At 67.0% G+C, this 22,038-nt stretch carries 20 protein-coding genes and 1 tRNA gene; 7 read left to right on the plus strand and 14 right to left on the minus strand.

Annotated features, from left to right (window positions below; genetic code table 11):
* Positions 1 to 7: 7 nt before the first annotated feature.
* The 5 genes from Q0263_RS16255 (at position 8) to Q0263_RS16275 (ending at position 4,881) form a co-directional block, all read left to right on the plus strand.
* Positions 8 to 1,057: an NAD(P)-dependent alcohol dehydrogenase gene (locus Q0263_RS16255; protein ID WP_298018484.1), complete on the plus strand. Its 1,050-nt coding sequence runs from the start codon at positions 8 to 10 to the stop codon at positions 1,055 to 1,057.
* 121 nt (positions 1,058 to 1,178) lie between these two features.
* Positions 1,179 to 2,417 (plus strand): phospholipase A, encoded by a 1,239-nt coding sequence (locus tag Q0263_RS16260; RefSeq protein ID WP_298018487.1) that lies wholly within the window; start codon positions 1,179 to 1,181, stop codon positions 2,415 to 2,417.
* A gap of 18 nt (positions 2,418 to 2,435) precedes the next feature.
* Positions 2,436 to 4,334 (plus strand): LTA synthase family protein, encoded by a 1,899-nt coding sequence (locus Q0263_RS16265; RefSeq protein ID WP_298018489.1) that lies wholly within the window; start codon positions 2,436 to 2,438, stop codon positions 4,332 to 4,334.
* A gap of 39 nt (positions 4,335 to 4,373) precedes the next feature.
* Positions 4,374 to 4,450 (plus strand) — tRNA-Pro (locus Q0263_RS16270).
* Between the two features lie 20 nt (positions 4,451 to 4,470).
* A complete protein-coding gene (locus Q0263_RS16275) occupies positions 4,471 to 4,881 on the plus strand; it encodes a DoxX family protein (protein ID WP_298018492.1) in 411 nt (136 codons plus the stop codon).
* An 83-nt stretch (positions 4,882 to 4,964) separates the two neighbouring features.
* On the opposite strand, the gene Q0263_RS16280 is transcribed toward Q0263_RS16275, so the two are convergent.
* The 8 genes from Q0263_RS16280 to ppk1 all read right to left on the minus strand — a co-directional run bounded on the left by Q0263_RS16280 (position 4,965) and on the right by ppk1 (position 13,404).
* Positions 4,965 to 6,329 (minus strand): sensor histidine kinase, encoded by a 1,365-nt coding sequence (locus Q0263_RS16280; protein WP_298018495.1) that lies wholly within the window; start codon positions 6,327 to 6,329, stop codon positions 4,965 to 4,967.
* Entirely contained in the window at positions 6,326 to 6,994 is a 669-nt protein-coding gene (locus Q0263_RS16285) for a response regulator transcription factor (RefSeq protein WP_298018498.1), read from the minus strand. Before Q0263_RS16285 ends, Q0263_RS16280 begins: the two co-directional genes overlap by 4 nt.
* Positions 6,991 to 7,362, minus strand: coding sequence for a PepSY domain-containing protein (locus tag Q0263_RS16290; RefSeq protein ID WP_298018501.1), 372 nt, complete (start codon positions 7,360 to 7,362; stop codon positions 6,991 to 6,993). The genes Q0263_RS16285 and Q0263_RS16290 overlap by 4 nt, the downstream gene beginning before the upstream one ends.
* Before the next feature lie 59 nt (positions 7,363 to 7,421).
* Positions 7,422 to 8,204, minus strand: a complete 783-nt coding sequence (gene pstB, locus Q0263_RS16295; protein ID WP_298018504.1) for a phosphate ABC transporter ATP-binding protein PstB — start codon at positions 8,202 to 8,204, stop codon at positions 7,422 to 7,424.
* Positions 8,205 to 8,221: 17 nt separating this feature from the next.
* Positions 8,222 to 9,082 (minus strand): phosphate ABC transporter permease PstA, encoded by an 861-nt coding sequence (pstA, locus tag Q0263_RS16300; RefSeq protein WP_298018507.1) that lies wholly within the window; start codon positions 9,080 to 9,082, stop codon positions 8,222 to 8,224.
* 7 nt (positions 9,083 to 9,089) lie between these two features.
* Positions 9,090 to 10,031: a phosphate ABC transporter permease subunit PstC gene (gene pstC / locus Q0263_RS16305; RefSeq protein WP_298018510.1), complete on the minus strand. Its 942-nt coding sequence runs from the start codon at positions 10,029 to 10,031 to the stop codon at positions 9,090 to 9,092.
* 167 nt (positions 10,032 to 10,198) lie between these two features.
* Positions 10,199 to 11,245 carry a phosphate ABC transporter substrate-binding protein PstS gene (gene pstS, locus Q0263_RS16310; RefSeq protein ID WP_298018513.1) on the minus strand — a complete coding sequence of 349 codons (1,047 nt, stop codon included), beginning with the start codon at positions 11,243 to 11,245 and terminating at the stop codon, positions 10,199 to 10,201.
* Positions 11,246 to 11,334: 89 nt separating this feature from the next.
* On the minus strand, positions 11,335 to 13,404 hold the full coding sequence (gene ppk1, locus Q0263_RS16315) for a polyphosphate kinase 1 (protein ID WP_298018516.1): 2,070 nt from the start codon (positions 13,402 to 13,404) through the stop codon (positions 11,335 to 11,337).
* Between the two features lie 67 nt (positions 13,405 to 13,471).
* On the opposite strand from ppk1, the gene Q0263_RS16320 reads away from it, so the two are divergent.
* Entirely contained in the window at positions 13,472 to 14,965 is a 1,494-nt protein-coding gene (locus Q0263_RS16320) for a Ppx/GppA phosphatase family protein (protein WP_298018527.1), read from the plus strand.
* A 62-nt stretch (positions 14,966 to 15,027) separates the two neighbouring features.
* Here the strand turns inward: Q0263_RS16320 and Q0263_RS16325 are convergent, their stop codons facing one another.
* The 5 genes from Q0263_RS16325 to Q0263_RS16345 form a co-directional block, all read right to left on the minus strand.
* The gene (locus tag Q0263_RS16325) at positions 15,028 to 15,777 is read right to left on the minus strand and encodes a GNAT family N-acyltransferase (protein WP_298019188.1); all 750 of its coding nucleotides are present in this window, start codon (positions 15,775 to 15,777) and stop codon (positions 15,028 to 15,030) included.
* Positions 15,778 to 15,886: 109 nt separating this feature from the next.
* The gene (gene glmM, locus Q0263_RS16330; RefSeq protein ID WP_298018530.1) at positions 15,887 to 17,227 is read right to left on the minus strand and encodes a phosphoglucosamine mutase; all 1,341 of its coding nucleotides are present in this window, start codon (positions 17,225 to 17,227) and stop codon (positions 15,887 to 15,889) included.
* Positions 17,224 to 18,078, minus strand: a complete 855-nt coding sequence (gene folP / locus Q0263_RS16335; RefSeq protein ID WP_298018534.1) for a dihydropteroate synthase — start codon at positions 18,076 to 18,078, stop codon at positions 17,224 to 17,226. Before folP ends, glmM begins: the two co-directional genes overlap by 4 nt.
* Positions 18,079 to 18,098: 20 nt before the next feature.
* Complete coding sequence (gene ftsH / locus Q0263_RS16340; protein ID WP_298018537.1) at positions 18,099 to 20,009, minus strand: ATP-dependent zinc metalloprotease FtsH; 1,911 nt, start codon at positions 20,007 to 20,009, stop codon at positions 18,099 to 18,101.
* Positions 20,010 to 20,130: 121 nt separating this feature from the next.
* Positions 20,131 to 20,784 carry an RlmE family RNA methyltransferase gene (locus tag Q0263_RS16345; RefSeq protein ID WP_298018540.1) on the minus strand — a complete coding sequence of 218 codons (654 nt, stop codon included), beginning with the start codon at positions 20,782 to 20,784 and terminating at the stop codon, positions 20,131 to 20,133.
* 17 nt (positions 20,785 to 20,801) lie between these two features.
* Between Q0263_RS16345 and Q0263_RS16350 the strand changes: the two genes are divergently transcribed.
* Positions 20,802 to 21,428 carry a YhbY family RNA-binding protein gene (locus Q0263_RS16350; protein ID WP_298018543.1) on the plus strand — a complete coding sequence of 209 codons (627 nt, stop codon included), beginning with the start codon at positions 20,802 to 20,804 and terminating at the stop codon, positions 21,426 to 21,428.
* Positions 21,429 to 21,523: 95 nt separating this feature from the next.
* On the opposite strand, the gene greA is transcribed toward Q0263_RS16350, so the two are convergent.
* Complete coding sequence (gene greA, locus Q0263_RS16355) at positions 21,524 to 22,000, minus strand: transcription elongation factor GreA (protein ID WP_298018546.1); 477 nt, start codon at positions 21,998 to 22,000, stop codon at positions 21,524 to 21,526.
* Between the last annotated feature and the right edge of the window lie 38 nt (positions 22,001 to 22,038).

Genomic DNA, 22,038 nt, shown 5'->3' on the forward strand with positions numbered 1-22,038 from the left:
ATCCACGATGACCACCAAAGCTTACGGCGCCCACGCCGGCAACCAGCCTCTCGAACCGATGGACATCGCCCGGCGCGCGCCGGGCCCCCACGACGTGCAGATCGACATCGCCTACTGCGGCGTGTGCCACTCGGACATCCACCAGGTGCGTTCGGAATGGGCCGGCACGCGCTACCCCTGCGTGCCCGGACACGAAATCGTCGGCCGCGTGTCCGCCGTCGGCGCCCACGTGGCGGGTTTCCGGACGGGCGACCTGGTCGGCGTCGGCTGCATCGTCGACAGCTGCCGGCACTGCGCCGATTGCGGCGAAGGGCTGGAAAACTACTGCGACCACATGATCGGCACCTACAACTTCCCGACGGACGACGCGCCGGGCCACACGCTGGGCGGATATTCGCAGCGGATCGTCGTGCACGAACACTACGTGTTGCGCATCCGCCACCCCGAAGCGCAGCTCGCGGCGGTGGCGCCGTTGCTGTGCGCCGGCATCACCACCTACTCGCCGCTGCGCCACTGGAAGGTGGGGCCGGGCCACAAGGTGGGGGTGGTCGGCATCGGCGGCCTGGGCCACATGGGCATCAAGCTGGCGCATGCCATGGGCGCGCACGTGGTGGCCTTCACCACCTCCGAACCCAAGCGGGAAGCGGCCAGGACGCTGGGCGCGGACGAAGTCGTCGTCTCGCGCGATGCCGACGAGATGGCCGCGCACGCCAGGAGCCTCGACTTCATTCTCAACACCGTAGCCGCCCCGCACGACCTGGATGCCTTCTTCGCGCTGCTCAAGCGCGACGGCACGATGACGCTGGTGGGCGCGCCGGCCACGCCGCACCCCTCGCCCGAGGTGTTCAATCTGATCATGAAGCGGCGCAGCCTTGCCGGATCGATGATCGGCGGCATCCCCGAAACGCAGGAAATGCTGGATTTCTGCGCCGAACACGGCATCGTGGCGGATATCGAGCTGATCCGGGCCGACCAGATCAATGAAGCCTACGAGCGCATGATCAAGGGCGACGTGAAGTACCGCTTCGTGATCGACAACGCCAGCCTGGCGGCCTGAAACCCGAAACCGGCGGATCAGTTCTTGTTACCGATTCCTCCGCTGTTTTCAAGCGCGATACGCTAGGTCGGACGGCACAGATGCTACAGTTTCGGGCATAGTCAGCCATCCAGTCTTTTCCATGCACGCTCCGCGCTTTCTTCGCCTGTCTTTCCTGTTGATCCTGGGGCTGCTCGCCACGGCCCCCGCCGCCCAGGCCGAACTCGTGCTGCGGCTGGGCAGCCCCCAGGCCGCCCCCGGCGCACCCATCGAACTGGAAGGGCTGCTGGTCAACGACAGCGGCAACCCGCTGTCCAGTCCGATGCCCAGGGAATTGACCGGGCAATGGACGGACGCCCAGGGCCACACCACCCCGGCGCACTTCCAGTTGCGGACCTCCCCCGACGCGGCGGACCTGCCCGCCAATACGTTCACCCGCATGGCCTGGACCGGCACCGTGCCGGCCACTGCTCAGGGGCTGTTGACCCTGACCGTCCAGGGGGCGGACAACACCCTGCTGGCGCTGCGGGTGGGCGACGCGCCCCGACTCGCCCAGGCCGGCGGCCCGGCCACATCCCCGGAACCGGCCGCGCTCAGCGACGGCGCCACGCCCATCCCCCCGGCCACCGCCCAGACGACGGCGGCCCCCGCCGCGCTCTCGCCCTTCGAGACCTTCCGCAACGCGCTGTCGCCCTACGAGCCCATTTATTTCGCCTTCGGCCGCGAAGGCGGCACCAACGCCCGCTTCCAGCTCAGTTTCAAGTACCGGCCCTTCAGCCCCGCGGACCCGGCCCGCTCGGGCTTCATGAACGACTGGTACTTCGGCTACACCCAGACGTCCCTGTGGGACCTGCATTCGGATTCCATTCCCTTCGTGGACACGACCTACAATCCCAGCCTGTTCTGGGCCCGGGAATCGCTGCTGGAAACCCAGGACAAGCGTTGGTCCCTCGGCCTGAACGCCGGCGTCGAACACAAGTCCAACGGCAAGGAAGGCGACGACTCGCGTTCCCTGAACGACTTCTACCTGCAGCCGGAATTCAACTACCGCCTCGATGGCGGCAGCAAGCTCAGCTTCCAGCCGCGCTTCAAGGCCTACTTCACGACCGAAAGCGACATGGGCTATCAGGACTACCTGGGCTACGTGGACTGGAAGCTGCGCTGGGCGCAGGACAACGGCCTGTCGCTCTCGGGCCTGTACCGCCAGGGCAGCCGCGGGAACGCCACGCAGATCGAAGCGGCCTGGCCGCTGCAGCGGACCTTCCTGCACATGAACGGCCACCTGTACGTCCAGTACTTCCAGGGATACGGCGAGACCCTGCTGGGCTATAACCAGAAAAGCGATCCGCAAGTGCGCATCGGCATCGCCCTGGTTCCCTGACCCGGCAAAGGACACGGCATGTTCACCCAGATCGGCATCTTCATCCTGGCGCTCGCGCTGCTGCTGACCGCCAGCCGCCTGCTGCTGACCGCCTGGCTCTGGCCGCGCGTCCGCGCCGCCGGCGCACCCTGGCCGATCTTCCGCTGGGGCCTGCGCATCGATCTGAACCAGATCGCCATGTGGGTCGGCATCCCCGCCCTGCTGGCCCCCTGGGTGGCCGACCAGCCCCTGGCCATCTGGCTGACGGGCCTGTGGCTGCAGGGCGTCTGGCTGCTCTTCGTGCTGCTGGAAATATCCACCCCGCAGTTCATCCAGGAATACGACAGCCGGCCCAATCGCCTGTATCTGGACTACCTGAAATACCCCAAGGAAGTCTTCGGCATGCTGTGGAAGGGCTACAAGCTGGTGCTGGCCGCCGCCCTGATCGCGCTGGCGCTGGCCGCCTGGCTGGGCCATGCCCTGTTCGCGCAGGCGCAGCCGCACCCCCTGCCCGCCTGGCCCTGGCGCCTGAGCATGACGCTGCTGATCGCCGCCGCCATCGTGCTGGCCATCCGCGGTACGCTGGGGCACCGCCCCATCAATCCGGCCTCGGTCGCCTGGTGCGGCGACAGCCTGCTGAACACGCTGCCCCTGAATTCCCTGTACAACGTGCTGTTCGCTCTGTACGCCATCAAGAACGAACGGTCCGCCGCCGACGTGTACGGCGATCTGCCGGATCAGGAACTGCAGGCGATCATCTGCGAACAGGCCGGCATCCCGCCCGGGCCGCCGGAGCTGCCCACCCTGCACCACCAGCCCGCCAGCATGCGGCCGGCGCGGCCGCGCAACCTGGTGCTGATCGTGCAGGAAAGCCTGGGGGCCCAGTATGTCGGCAACCTGGGCGGCGCGGGGCTCACCCCCTGCCTGGACGCGCTGGCCGCCACCGGCTGGAACTTCACCCGCGCCTATGCCACCGGCACGCGGTCCGTGCGCGGCCTGGAGGCAGTCACGGCGGGCTTTCCGCCCACGCTCTCCGACGCCGCGCTGCGCCTGACCGACGCGCAAAGCCACTTCTTCACCCTGGCGCAGCTGCTGCGCCGGCACGGCTACCGGTCGCGCTTCATCTATGGCGGCGAAGCTCACTTCGACAACATGAAGAGCTTCTTCCTGGGCAACGGCTTCGACGAACTGCACGATCTGCCGACCTTCGAATCGCCCGCCTTCGTCGGCACCTGGGGCGCCAGCGACGAGGACATGTTCGACAAGCTGCACACCCTGCTGTCGCGCGACGTCGGCCAGCCCACCCTGCACCTGGCCTTTTCCGTGACCAACCACACGCCCTGGGAATACCCGGCCGGGCGCATTCCGGTCCAGGGCGATCCCGCCACGGTGCAGAACACGGTGCGCTACGCCGACTGGGCCATCGGGCAGTTCTTCGAGCGCGCGCGGGCCAGCGACTACTGGCAGGACACCGTCTTCCTGATCGTCGCGGACCACGACGCCCGCGTGGGCGGCGCCCAGCGCATTCCGCTGCGCCACTTCCACATTCCCGCCCTGGTCGTGGGCGCCGGGATCGATCCGCGCCGCGACGAGCGCATCATCAGCCAGATCGACCTGCCCGCCACGCTGCTGTCCCTGATCGGCATCAGCGACGAACACCCGATGATCGGCCACGACCTGACCCGCCCCGGCACCGGCGGGCGCGCCATGATGCAATACGAGGACCACTACGGCTACCTGCGAGGCGACATGCTGGCCGTGCTGGAACCCCAGCAGGCGCCCCATTTCTTCCGGTACGCCGCCCCGGACGGCTACACCCCGCAGGACCCCGATCCGGAGCTCGGCCGCATCGCCCTGGCCCACGCGCTCTGGCCCACCTGGGCCTACCGCCACCAGGCCCACACCCTGCCCGAACTGCGACGCGCCAGGCCCGAATGACCCTGCCCCCCATGGTAGAATCTGCGGTTCTGGTTCAATCGGGGCGTAGCGCAGCCTGGTAGCGCATCTGCTTTGGGAGCAGAGGGTCGCATGTTCGAATCATGTCGCCCCGACCAACACAAAGGAATCCACCACGATGTCTTCCACCTCTACTGATGATCTGGGCAAACTGATCCTGCGTCTGGCGCTGGGCATCCTGATCCTGCTGCACGGTCTGGCGAAACTGGACGGCGGCGTGGGCTGGATCTCCGGCATGCTCGATGCCCGCGGCCTGCCGGGCTTCATCGCCTACGGCGTGTACGTCGGCGAGGTCGTCGCCCCCGTGCTGCTGATCCTGGGGCTGTGGACGCGCGTCGGCGGCCTGATCGTCGCCCTGAACATGCTGTTCGCCTTCGGCCTGGTCCACGCGAACGAACTGTTCGCCATCGGCAAGAGCGGCGGCTGGTCGCTGGAACTGCAGGGCATGTACCTGTTCGGCGGCATCGCCGTGGCGCTCCTGGGCGCCGGGGCCTACAGCCTGGGCGGGCGCGGCGGCCGCTGGAACTGAGCCTCCCCTGCCCCGTCTGTCCACTGCCCGCTTCGGCGGGCAGTTTCGTTTCCGGCATTTCCGGCGCCCCTGGCCCCGCCGGATCAGGCGGCCGGCAGCGTGATCACCACGCAGGCGCCGCCCAGTTCTCCTTTCCGGATCAGGGCCCAGCCGCCGTACAGATCGGCCAGATCGCGCACGATTCCCAGGCCCAGGCCGGACCCCGGGGTGCGCTCATCGGCGCGCTTGCCGCGCTCGAACACGGCCTCGGCGCGCTCCGGACTGAGCCCGGGGCCGTCGTCCTCGACCCGAATCTCCAGCTCGCCGTCGCGGCGGGTGGCGCTCACCCGCACGCGCCGGCGCGCCCACTTGCCGGCGTTGTCCAGCACATTGCCCAGCATCTCCTGGAAATCCTGGGATTCGCCGCGAAAGGCCAGGTCGGCCGCGACTCCCTGCAACTCGTAGCTTAGATGCCGCTCGGCATGCACACGCTCCATTACCCGCACCAGGCCTTGCAGCAAGGGAAGGATGGGGCTGCGCAAGCCCGTCATGCGCACGGCGGCAGCCGCCCGCGCATGGGCCAGGTGATAGTCGACCTGGCGGCGGGCCGCATCGACCTGCTCGGCGACCAGGCGCGGCAAGGCGGGATCGCCCGCAGCCGCCGCATTGGCCATGACCGCCAGGGGCGTCTTCAGGGCATGGGCCAGGTTGCCGGCCTGCTGGCGGGCCCGCTCCAGACCCTGGGCATTGCGCTGCAGGACCTGATTGAAATCCTCGACCAGCGGCTGCACTTCGGTGGGAAACGGTCCGCGGACCTGCGCCGCGCGGCCCTCGCGCACGTCGGCCAGGCGGCGGCGCAGGCGGGCCAGGGGCCGCAGGCCGTAGGACACCTGCGCCCACGCCGCCGCCAGCATGCCCAGCACCAGCACGCCCAGCGCCAGGCCCAGCATGCGGTTGAAGCGGCTGATGGGTTCGGCCCACAAAGCCTGATCCGCCGCCACGGACAGCACCAGATCGTCAAACGGTCCGTCGGCCGGCTCGATCTCGCGCGCTCTCACGCGCAGCTGCTTGCCGCCGGGCCCCTCGATCGTCGCGGGCAGGTCCTGGCCCGCCCGCAGATCGGCATAGGCATCCGGCAGGTGAGCGTCCCACAGGGACCGGGACCGCAGCCGCTGGGCGGGCAGGCCGCCCTGGGCGGGCACGCTGATCTGCCAGTACAGGCCCGAAAAGGGATGATTGAAACGCGGATCGCTGGGAAAGGAAGACAGGGACACCTCGCCCTTCGGGTCGACCTGCAGCACCGCCGTCAGTTGGTCCAGGTGGATGTTCAGCTCGGACTGCAGCTGGGCCAGGATATGCTGGCGAAACAGTTGCTGGATGCCCCATCCGGCCACCGCCACGCTGAGCAGCACCCAGGCCAGCATCCCGGCCAGCAGGCGCAGGCGCAGCGACCGGAGCCGCCGCCTCATGGCGCGGGAACCGCGTCCAACCGGTAGCCCAGGCCGCGCACCGTCTGGATCAGTTCAGAGGGAATCTTGCGCCGCAGGCGGGCGATGAAGACTTCGATCGTGTTGGAGTCCCGGTCGAAGTCCTGGGCATAGATGTGCTCGACCAGCTGGCTGCGGGACACGACCTCCCCCTGGTGCATCATCAGATACGCCAGCACCCGGTATTCGTGGCTGGTCAGCTCCAGCGGCACGTCGTCGAGCAGCAGGCGCGACTGGCGCGTATCGAGCAGCAACGGCCCGCAGCGGATTTCGGGGCTGGCATGGCCGCCCGCCCGGCGCAGCAGCGCGCGCACCCGCGCCTGCAGTTCTTCCAGGTGGAAAGGCTTGGTCAGATAATCGTCGGCCCCGGCGTCGATGCCGGCGACCTTGTCGTGCCAGTTGTCGCGAGCCGTCAGGATCAGCACCGGCACCTGCCGGCCGGATTCGCGCCAGGCCCGCAGCACCGACAGGCCGTCGCGCCCCGGCAGCCCCAGATCCAGCACCACCAGATCGTAGGGCTCGGACAATCCCTGGTGCAGGGCGTCCGGACCATCGGCAGCCACGTCCACCACATAACCGGCGGATTCCAGGGCGGCTTTCAGCTGCGAGGCCAGCAGCGGTTCATCTTCGGCCACCAGCAGTCTCATCGATGGGTTCCTTGCTCACGGCCGGGACGGCGACCCACCCATAATACCTGCCCCGTGCGGGCATCGGCTTTGATTTTGACCAAACGCCCCTCATCCTGCAGGATCTTGAACTCGTAGATCCAGCGCTCCCGGCAGGACGAGCCATCCGCGCAGTCGCCCCGGCCGGACTCTTCCTCGAACTCGACCTTCAGGACCTGACCGGGATAGTCTTTGGACACGCGGTTCAGCACGTCCTGCAGCGGCAGGACCTCGCCGGCCGCCTGCAGGCGTTCGGCCCGCTCGCGATCCCGGTCATGGTCATGGGCCTGCGCGCCCGCGGTCCAGATTCCCAGCGCCAGGGCGCCGGCCAGCATGTTGCGACGCCGCATGGCGAGCCTCCGGTTTGATTCGATGGAGGCAGGATAGCCGGATGGAAATGAACGGGGGATTAACCGAATCTACCCGTGATGTAGTCTTCGGTTTCCTTGCGGGAAGGCTTCACGAAGATCTGGTCGGTGGGGCCGAATTCCATCAGCTCGCCCAGGTACATGTAGGCGGTGTAGTCCGAGCAGCGGGCGGCCTGCTGCATATTGTGCGTCACGATGACGACGGTGTAGTCGTCCTTCAGTTCGGCGATCAGTTCCTCGATCTTGGCGGTGGAAATCGGGTCCAGGGCCGAGCAGGGCTCGTCCAGCAACAGGACTTCGGGCTTGATGGCCACGCCCCGGGCGATGCACAGGCGCTGCTGCTGCCCGCCCGACAGGCCGTTGCCGCTCTGGCCCAGCTTGTCCTTGACCTCGTTCCACAGCGCCGCCTTGGTCAGGGCCCATTCCACGCGCTCGTCCATCTCGCCCTTGCTGAGCCGCTCGAACAGGCGCACGCCGAAGGCGATGTTGTCGTAGATGCTCATGGGAAACGGCGTGGGCTTCTGGAACACCATGCCGACCTTGGCGCGGATCAGGGAGATGTCCAGGCGCGAATTCAGCAGGTCTTCGCCGTCCAGTTCGATGGCGCCCTCGGCGCGCTGGCCGGGGTAGAGCTCGAACATGCGGTTGAAGGTGCGCAGCAGGGTGGATTTGCCGCAGCCCGACGGACCGATGAAGGCCGTCACCTTGTTTTCGGCGATCTCCATGTTGATGTCGCGCAGGGCATGGAAATTGCCGTAATAGAAATTCAGGTGACGCACGGCCAGTTTGGTGCGTTCCGGTTTGGCGGTCGAGGACAGGGGCATGATCGGACGAAGACGGATTATTTACGGAACAGGCTGCGGGCGGCGATGTTGATCCCCAGCACCAGCAGGGTGATCAGTGCGGCGCCCGCCCAGGCCAGGCGATTCCAGTCCTCGAAGGGGCTGGCGGCATATTGAAAGATCACGACGGGCAGGTTGGCGATGGGCGCGTTCATGTTGAAGGACATGAACTGGTTGTTCAGGGCGGTGAACAGCAGCGGCGCCGTTTCGCCGGCGATCCGGGCCACCGCCAGCAGAATGCCGGTGATGATGCCCGAACGCGCCGCCCGATAGCAGATGAACACGACCACGCGCCATTGGGGGCAGCCCAGCGCGGCGGCGGCTTCGCGCAGGCTGTTGGGCACCAGGCACAGCATGTTGTCGGTGGCCCGCACCACCACCGGGATCACCAGGATGGCCAGGGCGAAGGCGCCCGCCCAGCCCGAATAATGGCCCACCTGCGCCACGTACACGGCATAGATGAACAGGCCGATCACGATGGACGGCGCCGAGAGCAGCACGTCGTTCAGGAAGCGGGTGGCCGGCGCGAGCCAGCCCCGGCGGCCGTATTCGGCCAGATAGGTGCCCGCCAGCACGCCGATGGGCGTGCCGATCAGCGTGCCGACCGCCGACATCAGCACGCTGCCGATGATGGCGTTCATGAGACCGCCGCTCTGGCCGGGAGGCGGCGTGCTTTCCAGCAGCAGCGTCAGGGACAGCGCGCTGCCGCCCTTGAGCAGCAGCGTGGCGATGATCCACGCCAGCCAGAACAGCCCCGACGCCAGGGCCACGCCCGACAGGCTGAGCATGAGGCGGTTGAACAGCCGCCGGCGCCGGTAGATGGGATTGGTCAGGACGATGGGAGAATCGGACACGGGCATGGGCGGGTCAGTGATGCGCGCCTTCTTTGCGCGACAGTTTCAGGAGCATGAACTTCGACAGGGCCAGCACCACCGTGGTGATCAGGAACAGGATCAGGCCCAGTTCCAGCAACGCGGATTTCTGCAGGCCGCCGGCCTCGTTGAATTCATTGGCCAGGGCCGAAGCGATGGAATTGGACGGCGAGAAGATCGAGGACGGCAGATTGAAGGCGTTGCCGATCACGAAGGTGACGGCCATGGTCTCGCCCAGGGCGCGCCCCAGGCCCAGCATGATGCCGCCGATGACGCCATGCTTGGTGTAGGGCAGGACGACCTTCCAGACGACTTCCCAGGTGGTGCTGCCCAGCCCGTAGGCGGATTCCTTCAGCATGGACGGCACCTGCTCGAACACGTCGCGCATGACGGCGGTGATGAAGGGGATGACCATGATCGACAGGATCAGTCCCGCCGTGAACAGGCCGATCCCCATGGGCGGCCCCGCGAACAGGTCGCCCAGCACCGGAACGCCCTCGAACACGTCGACGATCACGGGCTGGACGTATTCCTGGAACAGGGGCACGAAGACGAACAGGCCCCACATGCCATAGATGATGGACGGGATGGCCGCCAGCATCTCGATGGCGATCCCCAGGGGGCGGCGCACCCAGACGGGCGCGAGCTCGGTCAGGAACATGGCGATGCCGAAGGACACCGGCACGGCGATCAGCAGGGCCAGAAAGGCGCTGATGACCGTTCCCAGGATCGGCACCAGGGCGCCATAGTGCTGCTTCACCGGATCCCAGTCGTTGGTCCACAGAAACGCCAGGCCGTCGCGGATCAGGGTATCCCGGCTGCCATACACCAGCGACACCATGATGCCGGCCAGCAGGATGAAGACCAGGAACGCGAACACGCGCGTCAGATGCCGGAATCCGGCGTCCACCAGCAGACTGCGGTGTTGATTGGGCATGGGGAGCTTCGGTGATAAGGAGCCGCCCGACGGCGGGCGGATCGGCCAGGATTGAAAGAGCTGTATTTTCCCACAAACGGGGTGTCGTCAGACCCCCGCCTGCGGGAACCCCCCGCATCCGCCCGGTTCCCTTGCGGGCCGGATCGGGATGCCGGGGGAGCGGCCCGTCAGGGCCAGACGGCGGAGCCGTCCTCGCCGCGGACCTTTTCCGTCCACAGCGTGCGGATCTGCTTGGTCACGGCTTCCGGCAGGGGCACGTAGTCCAGTTCGCGCGCCATGTCGGCGCCGTCGCGCCAGGCCCAGTCGAAGAAGGCCAGGACTTCCTTCGCCTTCTTGGGATCGGCCTGCTTGCCGTGGACCAGGATGAAGGTGGCCGCGGTCACGGGCCAGGAATCCGCGCCCGGCTCGTTGTTCAGCACCAGGCCCATGCCGGGAGCGGACGACCAGTCGGCATGAGAGGCTGCGGCGGCGAATGCCTGCTGGGACGGTTGCACGAACTTGCCTTCGCGGTTCTGCAACTGGGCCCAGGCCAGGCCGTTCTGGTGGGCATAGGCATATTCGACGTAGCCGATGGAGTTGGCCAGCTGGCGCACGTAGGCGGCGACGCCTTCATTGCCCTTGCCGCCCTGACCCGTGGGCCACTTCACGGCCTTGCCCTGCCCGACCTGCTCTTTCCAGGCCGGCGACACCTGGGACAGGTAGTTGGTCCAGCCGAAGGTGGTGCCCGACCCGTCGGAACGGTGCACGACCACGATGCCCTTGGCCGGCAGCGTCACACCCGGGTTCAGGTCGGCGATCGCCGGTTCGTTCCATTTCTTGATCTTGCCCAGGAAGATGTCGGCCAGCACCGGGCCGGTCAGCTTCAGCTGGCCCGCCTTGATGCCTTCGACGTTGATGACCGGGACCGTCCCGCCGACCACGGCCGGGAACTGGACCAGGCCGTTTTCCTGCAGGGCTTCGGGCTTCATCGGATCATCCGAGGCGCCGAAATCCACGGTCTTGGCAATGATCTGCTGCTGGCCGCCGCCCGAACCGATCGACTGGTAGTTGATGCGGTTGCCGGTGACTTCCTGGTATTTGGCCGCCCATTTGGCGTAGATCGGATAGGGGAAGGAAGCGCCCGCCCCCGTCAGGTCGGCGGCGAACGCGGGCGCGCCTGCGGCCGCCATCACCGTCAGGCCGGCGGCGCATTGCGTCAGAATTCGTTTGAGCATGTCGAAAACCCTTTGTGGTTTGCAGTAATGACAGCTTCCAAGCTGTCAGGTCGTCATATTAGAGAGCCGACGTGACAGTTTGATGACATTCACCCGAGTCGAGCCATCAGGTGCTGGTGCAGGTTCACGGGCGCGCGGCGGTTGCGCACGCGCAGGTAGCGGCCGTCGGGCTGGGCGGCCCAGGCCAGCTGGTTGTCGCGCCAGGCGAAGGTGAAGGCCTCGTCGATCACGCGGCGGCGCAGGGTCTTGTCCAGCACCGGGAACGCCAGTTCCACGCGGCGCAGGAAATTCCGGTCCATCCAGTCGGCCGAGGACAGGTACAGGGGTTCCGCGCCATCCTGGTAGAAATAGAAGACCCGGGAATGCTCCAGGAAGCGGCCGATGATGGAGCGCACCCGGATGTGTTCGGACAGGCCCGGCACCCCCGCCTGCAGGGCGCAGGCGCCGCGCACGATCAGGTCGATGCGCACCCCCGCCTGGCTGGCTTCGTAGAGCGCCTGGATCACCGTGGGTTCGAGCAGGGAATTCATCTTGGCGCGGATGCGGGCGCGCTTGCCCGCCCGGGCGAATTCGGTTTCCGAGCGGATCAGCCTCAGCACCGTTTCGTGCAGGGTGAAGGGCGACTGCAGCAGCAGCTTCAGTTCGCGCCGCGCGCCCAGGCCCGTCAGCAGGGAAAAGACCTGGTCCATGTCCTCGCAGATGGCCTGGTTCGCCGTCAGCAGGCCGAAATCGGTGTAGAGCTTCGCCGTGCGGGGATGGTAATTGCCCGTGCCCAGGTGGCCGTAGCGGCGGATGCGCCCGTCTTCCCGGCGCAGGACCAGGGCCATCTTGGCGTGCGTCTTGTGGCCCACCACCCCGTAGCTGACGTGGGCGCCGACCTCTTCCAGGCGCGCGGCCCAGTTGATGTTGGTCTGTTCGTCGAAGCGCGCCATCAATTCGACCACGACGGTGACTTCCTTGCCCGCGCGGGCGGCCGACAGCAGCAGCCCCATGAGCTCGGAGTCCTCGCCCGTGCGGTAGATGGTCTGCTTGATCGCCACCACCTGCGGGTCCGCGGCCGCCGCCCGCAGGAACATCAGCACCGGCTGGAAGGACTGATAGGGGTGATGCAGCAGGTGATCGCGCGCGGCGATGGCGGCGAACAGGGTTTCGGGCCGTTCCAGGTCGCCGTCGAAGGGCGGCGGGACCCGCGGACGGAACACGGGGTATTCCAGATCGGGGCGCCCGACCCGGTTGCACAGCTGCATCAGCCGGGCCAGATTGACCGGCCCGTTGACGCGATAGGTGTCGGCCGACCCCAGATTGAATTCCCGCTGCAGGAAGAGTTCCAGGTCCGGCGGCATGGCATGGGCGATCTCCAGCCGCACCGACGCCCCGAAATTGCGCTGCGACAGTTCGCCCTGCAGGGCCTGGCGCAGATTGGTGATTTCTTCCTCGTCCACGAACAGGTCGCTGTTGCGCGTCACCCGCCACTGGTAGCAGCCCTGGACGTCCATGCCGGGGAACAGGGCGCCCACGAAGGCATTGATCAGCGTGGTCAGCAGCATGAAGCCATCGGGAATGCCGGAGATCTCGGGCGGCACCTTCATCATGCGCGGCAGCGCCCGGGGCGCCTGCACGATGGCGATATGGCCTTCGCGGCCGAAGGCGTCCTCGCCGCTGAGCGACACCACGAAATTCAGGCTTTTGTTGTAGACCCGCGGAAAGGGATGGGCGGGGTCCAGGCCGATCGGCGTCAGCAGCGGCATGACGTCGCGCAGGAACACCCCGTAGGCCCATTCGCGCTGCAGATCGGTCCAGCCGGTGGAATAGATCAGCCCCACGCCGCATTCCATCAGCTTGGGCATGACCTCGCCCGTCAGCAGGCGGTTCTGCCGGTCCACCAGGGCATGGGCGGCCCGCTGCACGCGGTCGAACGCTTCATCCGGGCTCATGCCGTCGACGCCCAGCAGTTCCGGCGTCTGGCGCTGCTGTTCTTTCAGGCTGGCCATGCGGATTTCGAAGAATTCGTCCAGATTGGAGCCGACGATGCACAGATAACGCAGACGCTCGAGCGGAGGCACGTCCACGCGTTCGGCCATGGACAGCACCCGTTCGTTGAACTTCAACACCGAAAGTTCGCGATTCAGCAAAGGTGGCGATGCATCAGCGCCGTGCATGGGGGCTCCCGATCCTGTCATGTTGCGACCACTATAATCGCACAGTGTGACATTCTCAGGTATCCCCATGGACGACCGGCTGGCTTCGATTGACCTCGGCTCGAATACATTCCGGCTCTCCATCGGACGCATCGTGCGCCATGGCGACGCCGTCCAGCTCTACACGGAAGACAAGCTGCGCGAACTGGTCGCCCTGGCCAACGGCCTGGACGAGCACCAGCGCATCGACGCGGCCACCGTCGCCCAGGCCGTCGCCGCCCTGCGGCGCTTCGGCGAACGGCTGAAAGGGTTCTCTCCGGCCAATGTGCGCGCCGTGGCCACCAACACCTTCCGGGTGGCCCGCAACGCCGCCGACATCCTGCCCGAGGCCGAACGCGCCCTGGGCTTTCCCATCGAGATCATTTCCGGCCAGGAAGAAGCCCGCCTGATCTACCTGGGCGTCATCCAGGACCTGCCGCCGACGGACGACCACCGCCTGGTCATCGACATCGGCGGCGGATCCACCGAATTCATCATCGGCCAGGGCAAGGAACCCCTGCAGTTGGCCTCGCTGCAACTGGGCTGCACGACCTGGACGCGCCGCTTCTTTCCCAACGGCCTGATCACGAGGGCGCGGCTGCACCGGGCCATCCTGGCCGCCCGCAGCACCATCGAATCCATCACCCACAGCTACCGGCGCATCGGCTGGCAGGAAGCCTACGGGTCCTCGGGCACGGCCAAGGGCCTGCTGGCAGTGCTCGTGGAAAACGGCCTCAGCGAACGGGACATCACCCTGGACGGCATGGACCGCCTGGCCTCCGCGCTGGTCAAGGCCGGCGAGGTGCGCCTGCAGGACTGGGCCGGCCTGAAGGCCGAGCGCGCGCCGGTGCTGGCGGGCGGCCTGGCCATCATGATGGCGGCCTTCCAGGAACTGGGCATCACGCACATGGGCGCCGGCGACGGCGCCCTGCGCGTCGGCGTGCTGCACGACCTGCTGGGCCGGGATTCACACCACGATCAGCGCGACGAAACCGTGCGCCAGATGGGCAGCCGCTACCAGCTGGACGCGACCCAGGCCGAACAGGTCCGCCGGACCGCCCTGGCCCTGTTCGACCAGCTGGGTCTGGACGACCGCCAGCTGCCGATGGCGGAACTGCGCAAGGCGCTGGGCTGGACCGCGCAGCTGCACGAAATCGGCCTGGTGATCGCCCGCAACGACTATCACAAGCACGGCGCCTATATCCTGGAACACGCCGACATGCCGGGGTTTTCGCACGACGACCAGGAATTGCTGGCCTTCCTGGCCCTGGGCCATCAGGGCAAGCTGGCGAAGGTCCGTCCCTATGCGCCCAGCCGCGAACAATGGCTGGCCCTGTGCTGCCTGCGCCTGGCGGTCCTGCTGCTGCGCCGCCGGGAGCCCCACGACACGCTGCCCATCAGGCTGAACGCCCAGGCGCAGCACATCACCCTGTCGGCGCCCGCGGGCTGGCTGATCGCCCACCCGCTCAGCGGCTTTCTCCTGAAGGGCGAAACCGAAGTCTGGCGCAAGGCGGGATTCGTGCTGGACGTCACGGAACACTGACGCCGCGACCGAGCCCGGGCCCGGGCAGGCCGCGCGACGCCGGTTTCAGGCGCGGAGCCGGTTCATGCCATGCCGAAGTGCCGACGGTAGCGGGCATCCAGCCATTCCAGATCCAGCAGGATGGGGAAATCGGCGGTGTGGAAGTCCGGATCCCAGGCCGGCGCGCCGCAGATGGTCGCGCCCAGCTTCAGATAACCTTTGATCAGGGGCGGCACCCGCGCCGGCAGCGTGCTGTCCAGGCGGTCCACCGGATAAGGGTGCAGGGCCCGGATGCGGGGCACGTCGGGATGGCGGTCCATCAGCGTCTGCGCCCGGCGCCAGACCTCGGAGGCGGTGGCGCCCCCATCGCGCAGGCTGACGCTGGCGCAGCCCAGCATGTAGCGGTAGCCGCCCTGCATCATGACCTGGCCGAGCGCCGACCACAGCAGCATGATGGCCGTGCCGCCGCGGAATTCCGCATCGATGCAGGATCGCCCGACTTCCACCAGCCAGGGGCGCAGGGCCTGCAGCGGCCCCAGGTCGAATTCGGATTCGGAATAGTAGCTGCCCGCCCGGGCGGCCGATTCCGGCGTCAACAGGCGGTAGGTGCCCACGACCCGCCGGGTCCGGGCTTCCCGCACCATGAAATGCACGCACCAGGGATCGAAGCGATCCACGTCCCTGTCGCCTTCCGCCTGGGGGAAATGAGCCCCCATGTCTTCGGTAAAGACCCGGAAGCGCAAGCGCTGCAGCGCCTCGAGATCCGCGGGCGTGCGGGCGATGCTCAGGGTCAGGCCGCCGGCCTCGACCCCCGGCCAATCTATTTGTTCCATGGGCTCCGCTTGCTGCAGGGGTTGGCAGGCCAGCATGAAAATCTCCAGGGTTCCGTAAGGTGGAGACGATTGTGCCCGAGCAATGTGTCACCCATGAGACAGGATGTAATCAGGTCAGCTTGACGGCCACGAGCTGGCGCACGCCTTCCTCGGCAAGCGCGGCGTCATCGGCCTCGACCATCAGGCGCAGCTTGGGTTCGGTGCCCGAGGCGCGGATCAGCACCCGTCCCCGGTCGCCCAGCGAGTCGCGCACCGCCTGCGAAGCGGCCTGCAGGCCGGCATGCGACTTCCAGTCCAGTCCCGGCGCCAGGGGCACGTTGACCATTTTCTGCGCATACATCTTCAGGTCGGCCACCAGGGCCGCCAGAGGCACCCGCGCATGGCGCACCGCCGCCAGCACCTGCAGGGCCGCGACGATGCCGTCGCCCGTGGTGTGCTGGTCCAGGCACAGCAGATGGCCGGAGCTTTCGCCGCCATACAGCCAGCCATGCTGGCGCAGCAGTTCCAGCACGTAACGGTCGCCGACCTGGGCGCGCTCGAAGGGAATGCGCAATTCCTTCAGGCGCCGCTCCAGGCCGAAGTTCGTCATCAGCGTGCCGACCACGCCTTCGATGGGATGCGTTTTCGCCCGATCCCGGACGATGGCATACAGCAGTTCGTCGCCGTTATACAGCCGTCCGGCGGCATCCACCATCTGCAGGCGGTCCGCATCGCCGTCCAGCGCGACGCCGAAATCGGCCTTCTGGGCCGCGACGGCCGCCGCCAGGGTTTCCGGATGGGTGGCGCCCACCTTTTCATTGATGTTGAAGCCGTCCGGTTCGCAGCCGATGGCGCTGACGTCGGCCCCCAGTTCGCGAAAGACGTGGGGCGCGATCTGGTAGGCCGCCCCATGGGCGGCGTCGACCACGATCTTCAGGCCCTGCAGGTCCAGTTCGTTGGGAAAGGTGCTCTTGCAGAATTCGATGTAGCGCCCGGCCGCGTCATTGATGCGCCGCGCACGGCCCAGGCCGGCCGAATCGGCGCAGCCCACGGGCTGTTCCAGCATGGCTTCGATGGCGGCTTCGGTCTCGTCGGGCAGCTTGGTGCCGGCCGAGGAAAAGAATTTGATACCATTGTCGTAGTGCGGATTGTGCGAGGCGCTGATGACGATGCCGGCCGCCAGGCGCCAGGCGCGGGTCAGGTAGGCCACGGCGGGCGTCGGGATCGGCCCCGCCAGCAGCACGTCGACCCCCGCCGCCGACAGGCCGGCTTCCAGGGCGGATTCCAGCATGTAGCCGGAAATCCGCGTGTCCTTGCCGATGACGACGGTCGGACGACCGCTCGTGACCGCCCCCTGGGCCAGCACACGGCCCGCGGCATAGCCCAGGCGCAGGGCGAATTCCGCATTGATGCGTTCGCCGCCGACCACTCCGCGGACCCCGTCGGTTCCAAAATATTTGCGTGCGCTCATGCACGGACTCCTTGTTCAATACACGACTGTTCCACCGCCGCCCAGATCCGCAGGGCATCCACGGTATCCGCCACATCATGGACGCGCAGGATGTGCGCCCCCCGCGTCGCGCCGGCCAGCGCCGCCGCGATGCTGCCGCCCAGGCGCTGCGTGGCGGGCCGTCCGGTGATGGCGCCGATCATCGATTTGCGCGACAGGCCCAGCAGGCTGGGATAATCGTTTCCCATCACTTGAGGCAGATGCCGCAGCAAGGCGTAATTGTGCGCCACCGTCTTGCCAAAGCCAAACCCGGGATCCAGGACGATGCGATCCGCCGCGATGCCGGCATCGCGCAGGCGCCGCGCCCCGGCCGCCAGGTAGTCGCGGACGTCGGCCACCACGTCGGCGTAGACGGGATCTTTCTGCATGGTGCGGGGTTCCCCGCGCATGTGCATCAGGCACAGGGCGCAGCCGGCATCGCGCACCGCGTCCAGGGCGCCCGGCGCCGTGAAGCCGCCGATGTCGTTGATCATGTCCGCGCCCGCCTGCACGGAGAGCCGCATGACGTCGGGCTTGCAGGTATCGACCGACAGGGGGACGCCGCCATCGCGCAGGCCCTGGATCACCGGCTGGATGCGGCGCCATTCCTCGTCCGCCGCGACGGCTTGCGCCCCCGGCCGCGTGGATTCCCCGCCGATGTCCAGCATGTCGGCGCCCTCTGCGATCAGGCGCAGGCCATGGGCGATCGCCTGGTCCGCCTGGAAGTGGACATTGCCGTCGGAAAAGGAATCGGGCGTGACGTTGACGATTCCCATGACCAGCGGGCGTTCCAGAGACAGCTGGAAACGCCCGCATCGAAGAGTTGAAAACATAGGATCCGGAAACAGCCTGATCAGACCGGCGTGGCGGCGGGGCCTTTGTCCGGATTGGCGGCCGCCTGGCCGGCCGACGGCGGCGTGTGCGGCGTGTTGTCGCCATTGCCCGACGAAGACGTGCGCGGGGGACGCGGCGGCCGACCGGACATGATGTCGTCGATCTGCTCGGCATCGATGGTTTCCCATTCGAGCAGGGCATTGGCCATGGCATGCATCTTGTCCTGATTGGACTCGATCAGGTTGCGGGCCACGCTGTATTGTTCGTCGATGATGCTGCGGATTTCCGCATCGACCTTCTGCATGGTGGCTTCGGACACGTGAGTGGTCTTGGTCACGCTGCGGCCCAGGAAGACTTCGCCTTCGTTTTCGGCGTAGACGACCGGCCCCAGGGAATCGGTCATGCCGTAGCGCGTGACGATGTCGCGGGCGATGGCCGTGGCGCGTTCGAAGTCGTTCGACGCCCCCGTGGTCATCTGGTGCATGAAGACTTCTTCGGCGATGCGGCCGCCGAACAGCACGGCGATGGTGTTCAGCAGGCGTTCCTTGTCCATGCTGTAGCGGTCGTTTTCCGGCAGCTGCATGGTCACGCCCAGGGCGCGGCCGCGCGGGATGATGGTGACCTTGTGCACCGGGTCGGTCTTCGGCAGCATGCGGGCCACCAGCGCGTGGCCGGATTCGTGGTAGGCGGTGTTGCGGCGTTCCTCTTCGGGCATGATCATGGAACGGCGCTCGGCGCCCATGATGATCTTGTCCTTGGCCTTTTCCAGGTCGTTCATGTCGACCGTGCGGCCGTTGCGCCGGGCGGCGAACAACGCGGCCTCATTGATCAGGTTGGCCAGGTCGGCCCCTGAGAAGCCGGGCGTGCCCCGCGCCAGCACGTTGGGATCGACGTCCTGGGCGATGGGGACCTTGCGCATGTGGACTTTCAGGATCTGTTCGCGGCCGCGGATATCGGGCAGCGACACCACCACCTGGCGGTCGAAGCGCCCCGGACGCAGCAGGGCCGGGTCCAGCACATCGGGCCGGTTCGTGGCCGCGATCACCAGCACGCCCTGGCCGGTTTCGAAGCCGTCCATTTCGACCAGCAGCTGGTTCAGGGTCTGTTCGCGTTCGTCGTTGCCGCCGCCCAGGCCGGCGCCGCGCTGACGGCCCACGGCATCGATTTCATCGATGAAGATGATGCAGGGGGACTGTTTCTTCGCATTTTCAAACATGTCGCGCACGCGGGCCGCGCCCACGCCCACGAACATTTCGACGAAATCGGAGCCCGAAATGCTGAAGAAGGGGACCTTGGCCTCGCCCGCGATGGCCTTGGCCAGCAGGGTCTTGCCGGTGCCCGGAGGGCCGACCATCAGCACGCCGCGCGGAATGCGGCCGCCCAGGCGCTGGAATTTGGTGGGGTCGCGCAGGAAGTCGACCAGTTCCTGGACGTCTTCCTTGGCTTCGTCGCAGCCGGCGACGTCCGCGAAGGTGATGTTGTTGTTGTTTTCATCCAGCATGCGGGCGCGGGACTTGCCGAAGCTGAAGGCCCCGCCCTTGCCGCCGCCCTGCATCTGGCGCATGAAGAAGATCCACACCCCGATCAGCAGCAGCATCGGGAACCAGGAGATGAACAGGCTGGTCAGGAAGGACGGTTCTTCGCGGGCCTTGCCCGACACCTGCACGCCGTCCTTCACCAGTTCGGGCACCATCCACAGGTCGCCGGGCGAAGTCAGGCTGTAGGCGCGGCCGGATTCCGGGGTGACGTAGATGGTGTCGCCCTGGATGTCGACCTTGTTGATCCGGCCGGCGCGCGCATCGTTCATGAATTGCGTGTAGGTCACGGTATCGCCGCCGGTCGCCGGGCGTCCGTCGAACTGCTTGAACACCGTAAAGAGCACGAGCGCGATCACCAGCCAGACCGCGATCTTGGAAAACGAGTTGTTCAAAGCGAATCTCCTGGGTTTTGCTGCTGCCTGCCTGCCATCCGCGGGAATGCGCGATTACAGCAAGCTGACAAATCCGTCAATATTTCATTCTACCTGAATCCACCACCCTGCCACAGCCGCCTCACGGCGCCGGTTCGCGAGGGGATTTCAGCCCCCTTCCGACCAGGAAGGTTTCCGAGGATTCGTCCCGCGACGCCTTGGGCTTGCGTTCGACGACCCGCGTGAAATGCTGCTTGAAGGTCTGCACGATCTGGGAAAACCCGCTGCCGTGAAAGGCCTTGACGATCAGGGCGCCCTCCGGCTTCAGGTGGCCGCAGGCGAATTCCAGAGCCAGCTCGCAGACGTGCGCGATCCGGGCGGAATCGGCCGAGGCCACACCGGACAAGTTGGGGGCCATGTCCGAAATCACAAGGTCCACCGCCTGGCCGCCCAGGCGATCGTGCAGTTCCTGCAGGACCGCGTCGTCGCGGAAATCGCCCTGAATGAATTCCACGCCGGCGATGGGTTCCATGGGCAGGAGATCCAGGGCGACGATGCGCCCGTCGATCGCGCCGCCCGCCGCCAGCAGCCGTTCGCGCGCGATCTGCGACCAGCTGCCGGGGGTCGAGCCCAGGTCGACCACGACGTCGCCCCGGCGCAGCAGCTTTTCGGCATCCAGGATTTCCGTCAGCTTGAAGGCCGCGCGGGCGCGGTAGCCCTTTTGTTGCGCCATTTTGACGTAAGGGTCATGAATATGACGCTGCACCCAGGCTTTGGAGAATTTTTTCTTGGCCATTCCCGTACAATTCCAGTATGCCGAAACTCGAAATAAGTTCCCAGCAGCGCCGCGACTTGCGCGCCGCTGCCCACCCCCTGCACCCTGTCGTCCTGATCGGCGACAAGGGCCTGACCGACGCCGTGCTGGGTGAAATCGACCGCAGCCTGACGTCCCACGAGCTGATCAAAGTCCGCGTGGCGGGCGCCGAGCGCACCGACCGCGAAGCCATGCTGGAAAGCATCTGCGACGCCCTGTCGTGTGCTGCAGTGCATCATCTGGGCAAAACGCTGATTATCTACCGGCCCGACGTGCTTGCGCAACAGGCAGCGGCGGCAGCGGCGAACGCCACCCGCGCCGTACGCAGGAAATCCGACCCCTACGTGCCCAAGAAACAGGCGGCGCACCCCGACGCCGCCAAGCCCGCCGCTCGGAAGGCGCCCCGCAAATCGCAGGACGAACATCCCGGCGGCAAGGGCTTCGAACCGGCCGGCGCGCGACGCGACGGCCGCCAGGAAGACGCCCTCGGGCGCCCGACCACCCGCCGCGCCCGCCCCGCGGGCGGCGGCCGTTCGTCATCGTCCGATGCGCACGGCATCCCGCGCCGCAGCGGCAGCGCCCTGTCGCTGCGCGCCGGCGCCCGCCGCAGCCGCAATCCGCGCTGACACGCCGCGACCGGCCCTGACCTCAAAAGGCTCGGGCCCGGGTTCAGCATGCGCTGAGCCCGGGCCCGAGCCTTTTCACAGCCCTGCCCGGCCGCCTACTGGTAGCTGACGGAACAGACTTCGTATTCGCGCACGCCGGCGGGGGCGCGGACTTCGACCACGTCGCCCTGGCTCTTGCCGATCAGGGCGCGCGCCACCGGGCTGGACACGGAAATCATGTTGGAGCGGATGTCGGCTTCCAGGTCGCCCACGATCTGGTAAGTCAGGCGTTCACCGGATTCCAGGTCCTCGATTTCGACGGTCGCGCCAAAGACGGCCTGGCCGCCGACGTCCAGATCCGCGGGATTGATGATCTGGGCATTGGACAAAGAGCCTTCCAGTTCCTGGATCCGGCCTTCTATGAAGCCCTGGCGTTCGCGGGCGGCATCGTATTCGGCGTTTTCCGACAAATCGCCCTGCGCGCGCGCCTCGGCGATGGCGTTGATGACTTCGGGGCGTTCCACCGTCTTCAGACGTTGCAGTTCGGCTTGTAAACGCTCGGCCCCGCGAGCTGTCAAAGGGATCGCAGCCATAATTTCCTGACTCAAAGTAAAAAGACGCCCCATGCGCG

The sequence above is a fragment of the uncultured Castellaniella sp. genome, from assembly GCF_937988725.1.
Lineage (GTDB): Bacteria > Pseudomonadota > Gammaproteobacteria > Burkholderiales > Burkholderiaceae_B > Castellaniella.

What these genes read in the sequence shown, in the direction of transcription:
- Q0263_RS16255 (WP_298018484.1), top strand. Translation starts at nt 8, where the DNA reads ATGACCACCAAAGCTTACGGCGCCCACGCCGGCAACCAGCCTCTCGAA.
- Q0263_RS16260 (WP_298018487.1), top strand. Translation starts at nt 1,179, where the DNA reads ATGCACGCTCCGCGCTTTCTTCGCCTGTCTTTCCTGTTGATCCTGGGG.
- Q0263_RS16265 (WP_298018489.1), top strand. Translation starts at nt 2,436, where the DNA reads ATGTTCACCCAGATCGGCATCTTCATCCTGGCGCTCGCGCTGCTGCTG.
- Q0263_RS16275 (WP_298018492.1), top strand. Translation starts at nt 4,471, where the DNA reads ATGTCTTCCACCTCTACTGATGATCTGGGCAAACTGATCCTGCGTCTG.
- Q0263_RS16280 (WP_298018495.1), bottom strand. Translation starts at nt 6,329, where the DNA reads ATGAGGCGGCGGCTCCGGTCGCTGCGCCTGCGCCTGCTGGCCGGGATG.
- Q0263_RS16285 (WP_298018498.1), bottom strand. Translation starts at nt 6,994, where the DNA reads ATGAGACTGCTGGTGGCCGAAGATGAACCGCTGCTGGCCTCGCAGCTG.
- Q0263_RS16290 (WP_298018501.1), bottom strand. Translation starts at nt 7,362, where the DNA reads ATGCGGCGTCGCAACATGCTGGCCGGCGCCCTGGCGCTGGGAATCTGG.
- pstB (WP_298018504.1), bottom strand. Translation starts at nt 8,204, where the DNA reads ATGCCCCTGTCCTCGACCGCCAAACCGGAACGCACCAAACTGGCCGTG.
- pstA (WP_298018507.1), bottom strand. Translation starts at nt 9,082, where the DNA reads ATGCCCGTGTCCGATTCTCCCATCGTCCTGACCAATCCCATCTACCGG.
- pstC (WP_298018510.1), bottom strand. Translation starts at nt 10,031, where the DNA reads ATGCCCAATCAACACCGCAGTCTGCTGGTGGACGCCGGATTCCGGCAT.
- pstS (WP_298018513.1), bottom strand. Translation starts at nt 11,245, where the DNA reads ATGCTCAAACGAATTCTGACGCAATGCGCCGCCGGCCTGACGGTGATG.
- ppk1 (WP_298018516.1), bottom strand. Translation starts at nt 13,404, where the DNA reads ATGCACGGCGCTGATGCATCGCCACCTTTGCTGAATCGCGAACTTTCG.
- Q0263_RS16320 (WP_298018527.1), top strand. Translation starts at nt 13,472, where the DNA reads ATGGACGACCGGCTGGCTTCGATTGACCTCGGCTCGAATACATTCCGG.
- Q0263_RS16325 (WP_298019188.1), bottom strand. Translation starts at nt 15,777, where the DNA reads ATGGAACAAATAGATTGGCCGGGGGTCGAGGCCGGCGGCCTGACCCTG.
- glmM (WP_298018530.1), bottom strand. Translation starts at nt 17,227, where the DNA reads ATGAGCGCACGCAAATATTTTGGAACCGACGGGGTCCGCGGAGTGGTC.
- folP (WP_298018534.1), bottom strand. Translation starts at nt 18,078, where the DNA reads ATGTTTTCAACTCTTCGATGCGGGCGTTTCCAGCTGTCTCTGGAACGC.
- Q0263_RS16345 (WP_298018540.1), bottom strand. Translation starts at nt 20,784, where the DNA reads ATGGCCAAGAAAAAATTCTCCAAAGCCTGGGTGCAGCGTCATATTCAT.
- Q0263_RS16350 (WP_298018543.1), top strand. Translation starts at nt 20,802, where the DNA reads ATGCCGAAACTCGAAATAAGTTCCCAGCAGCGCCGCGACTTGCGCGCC.
- greA (WP_298018546.1), bottom strand. Translation starts at nt 22,000, where the DNA reads ATGGCTGCGATCCCTTTGACAGCTCGCGGGGCCGAGCGTTTACAAGCC.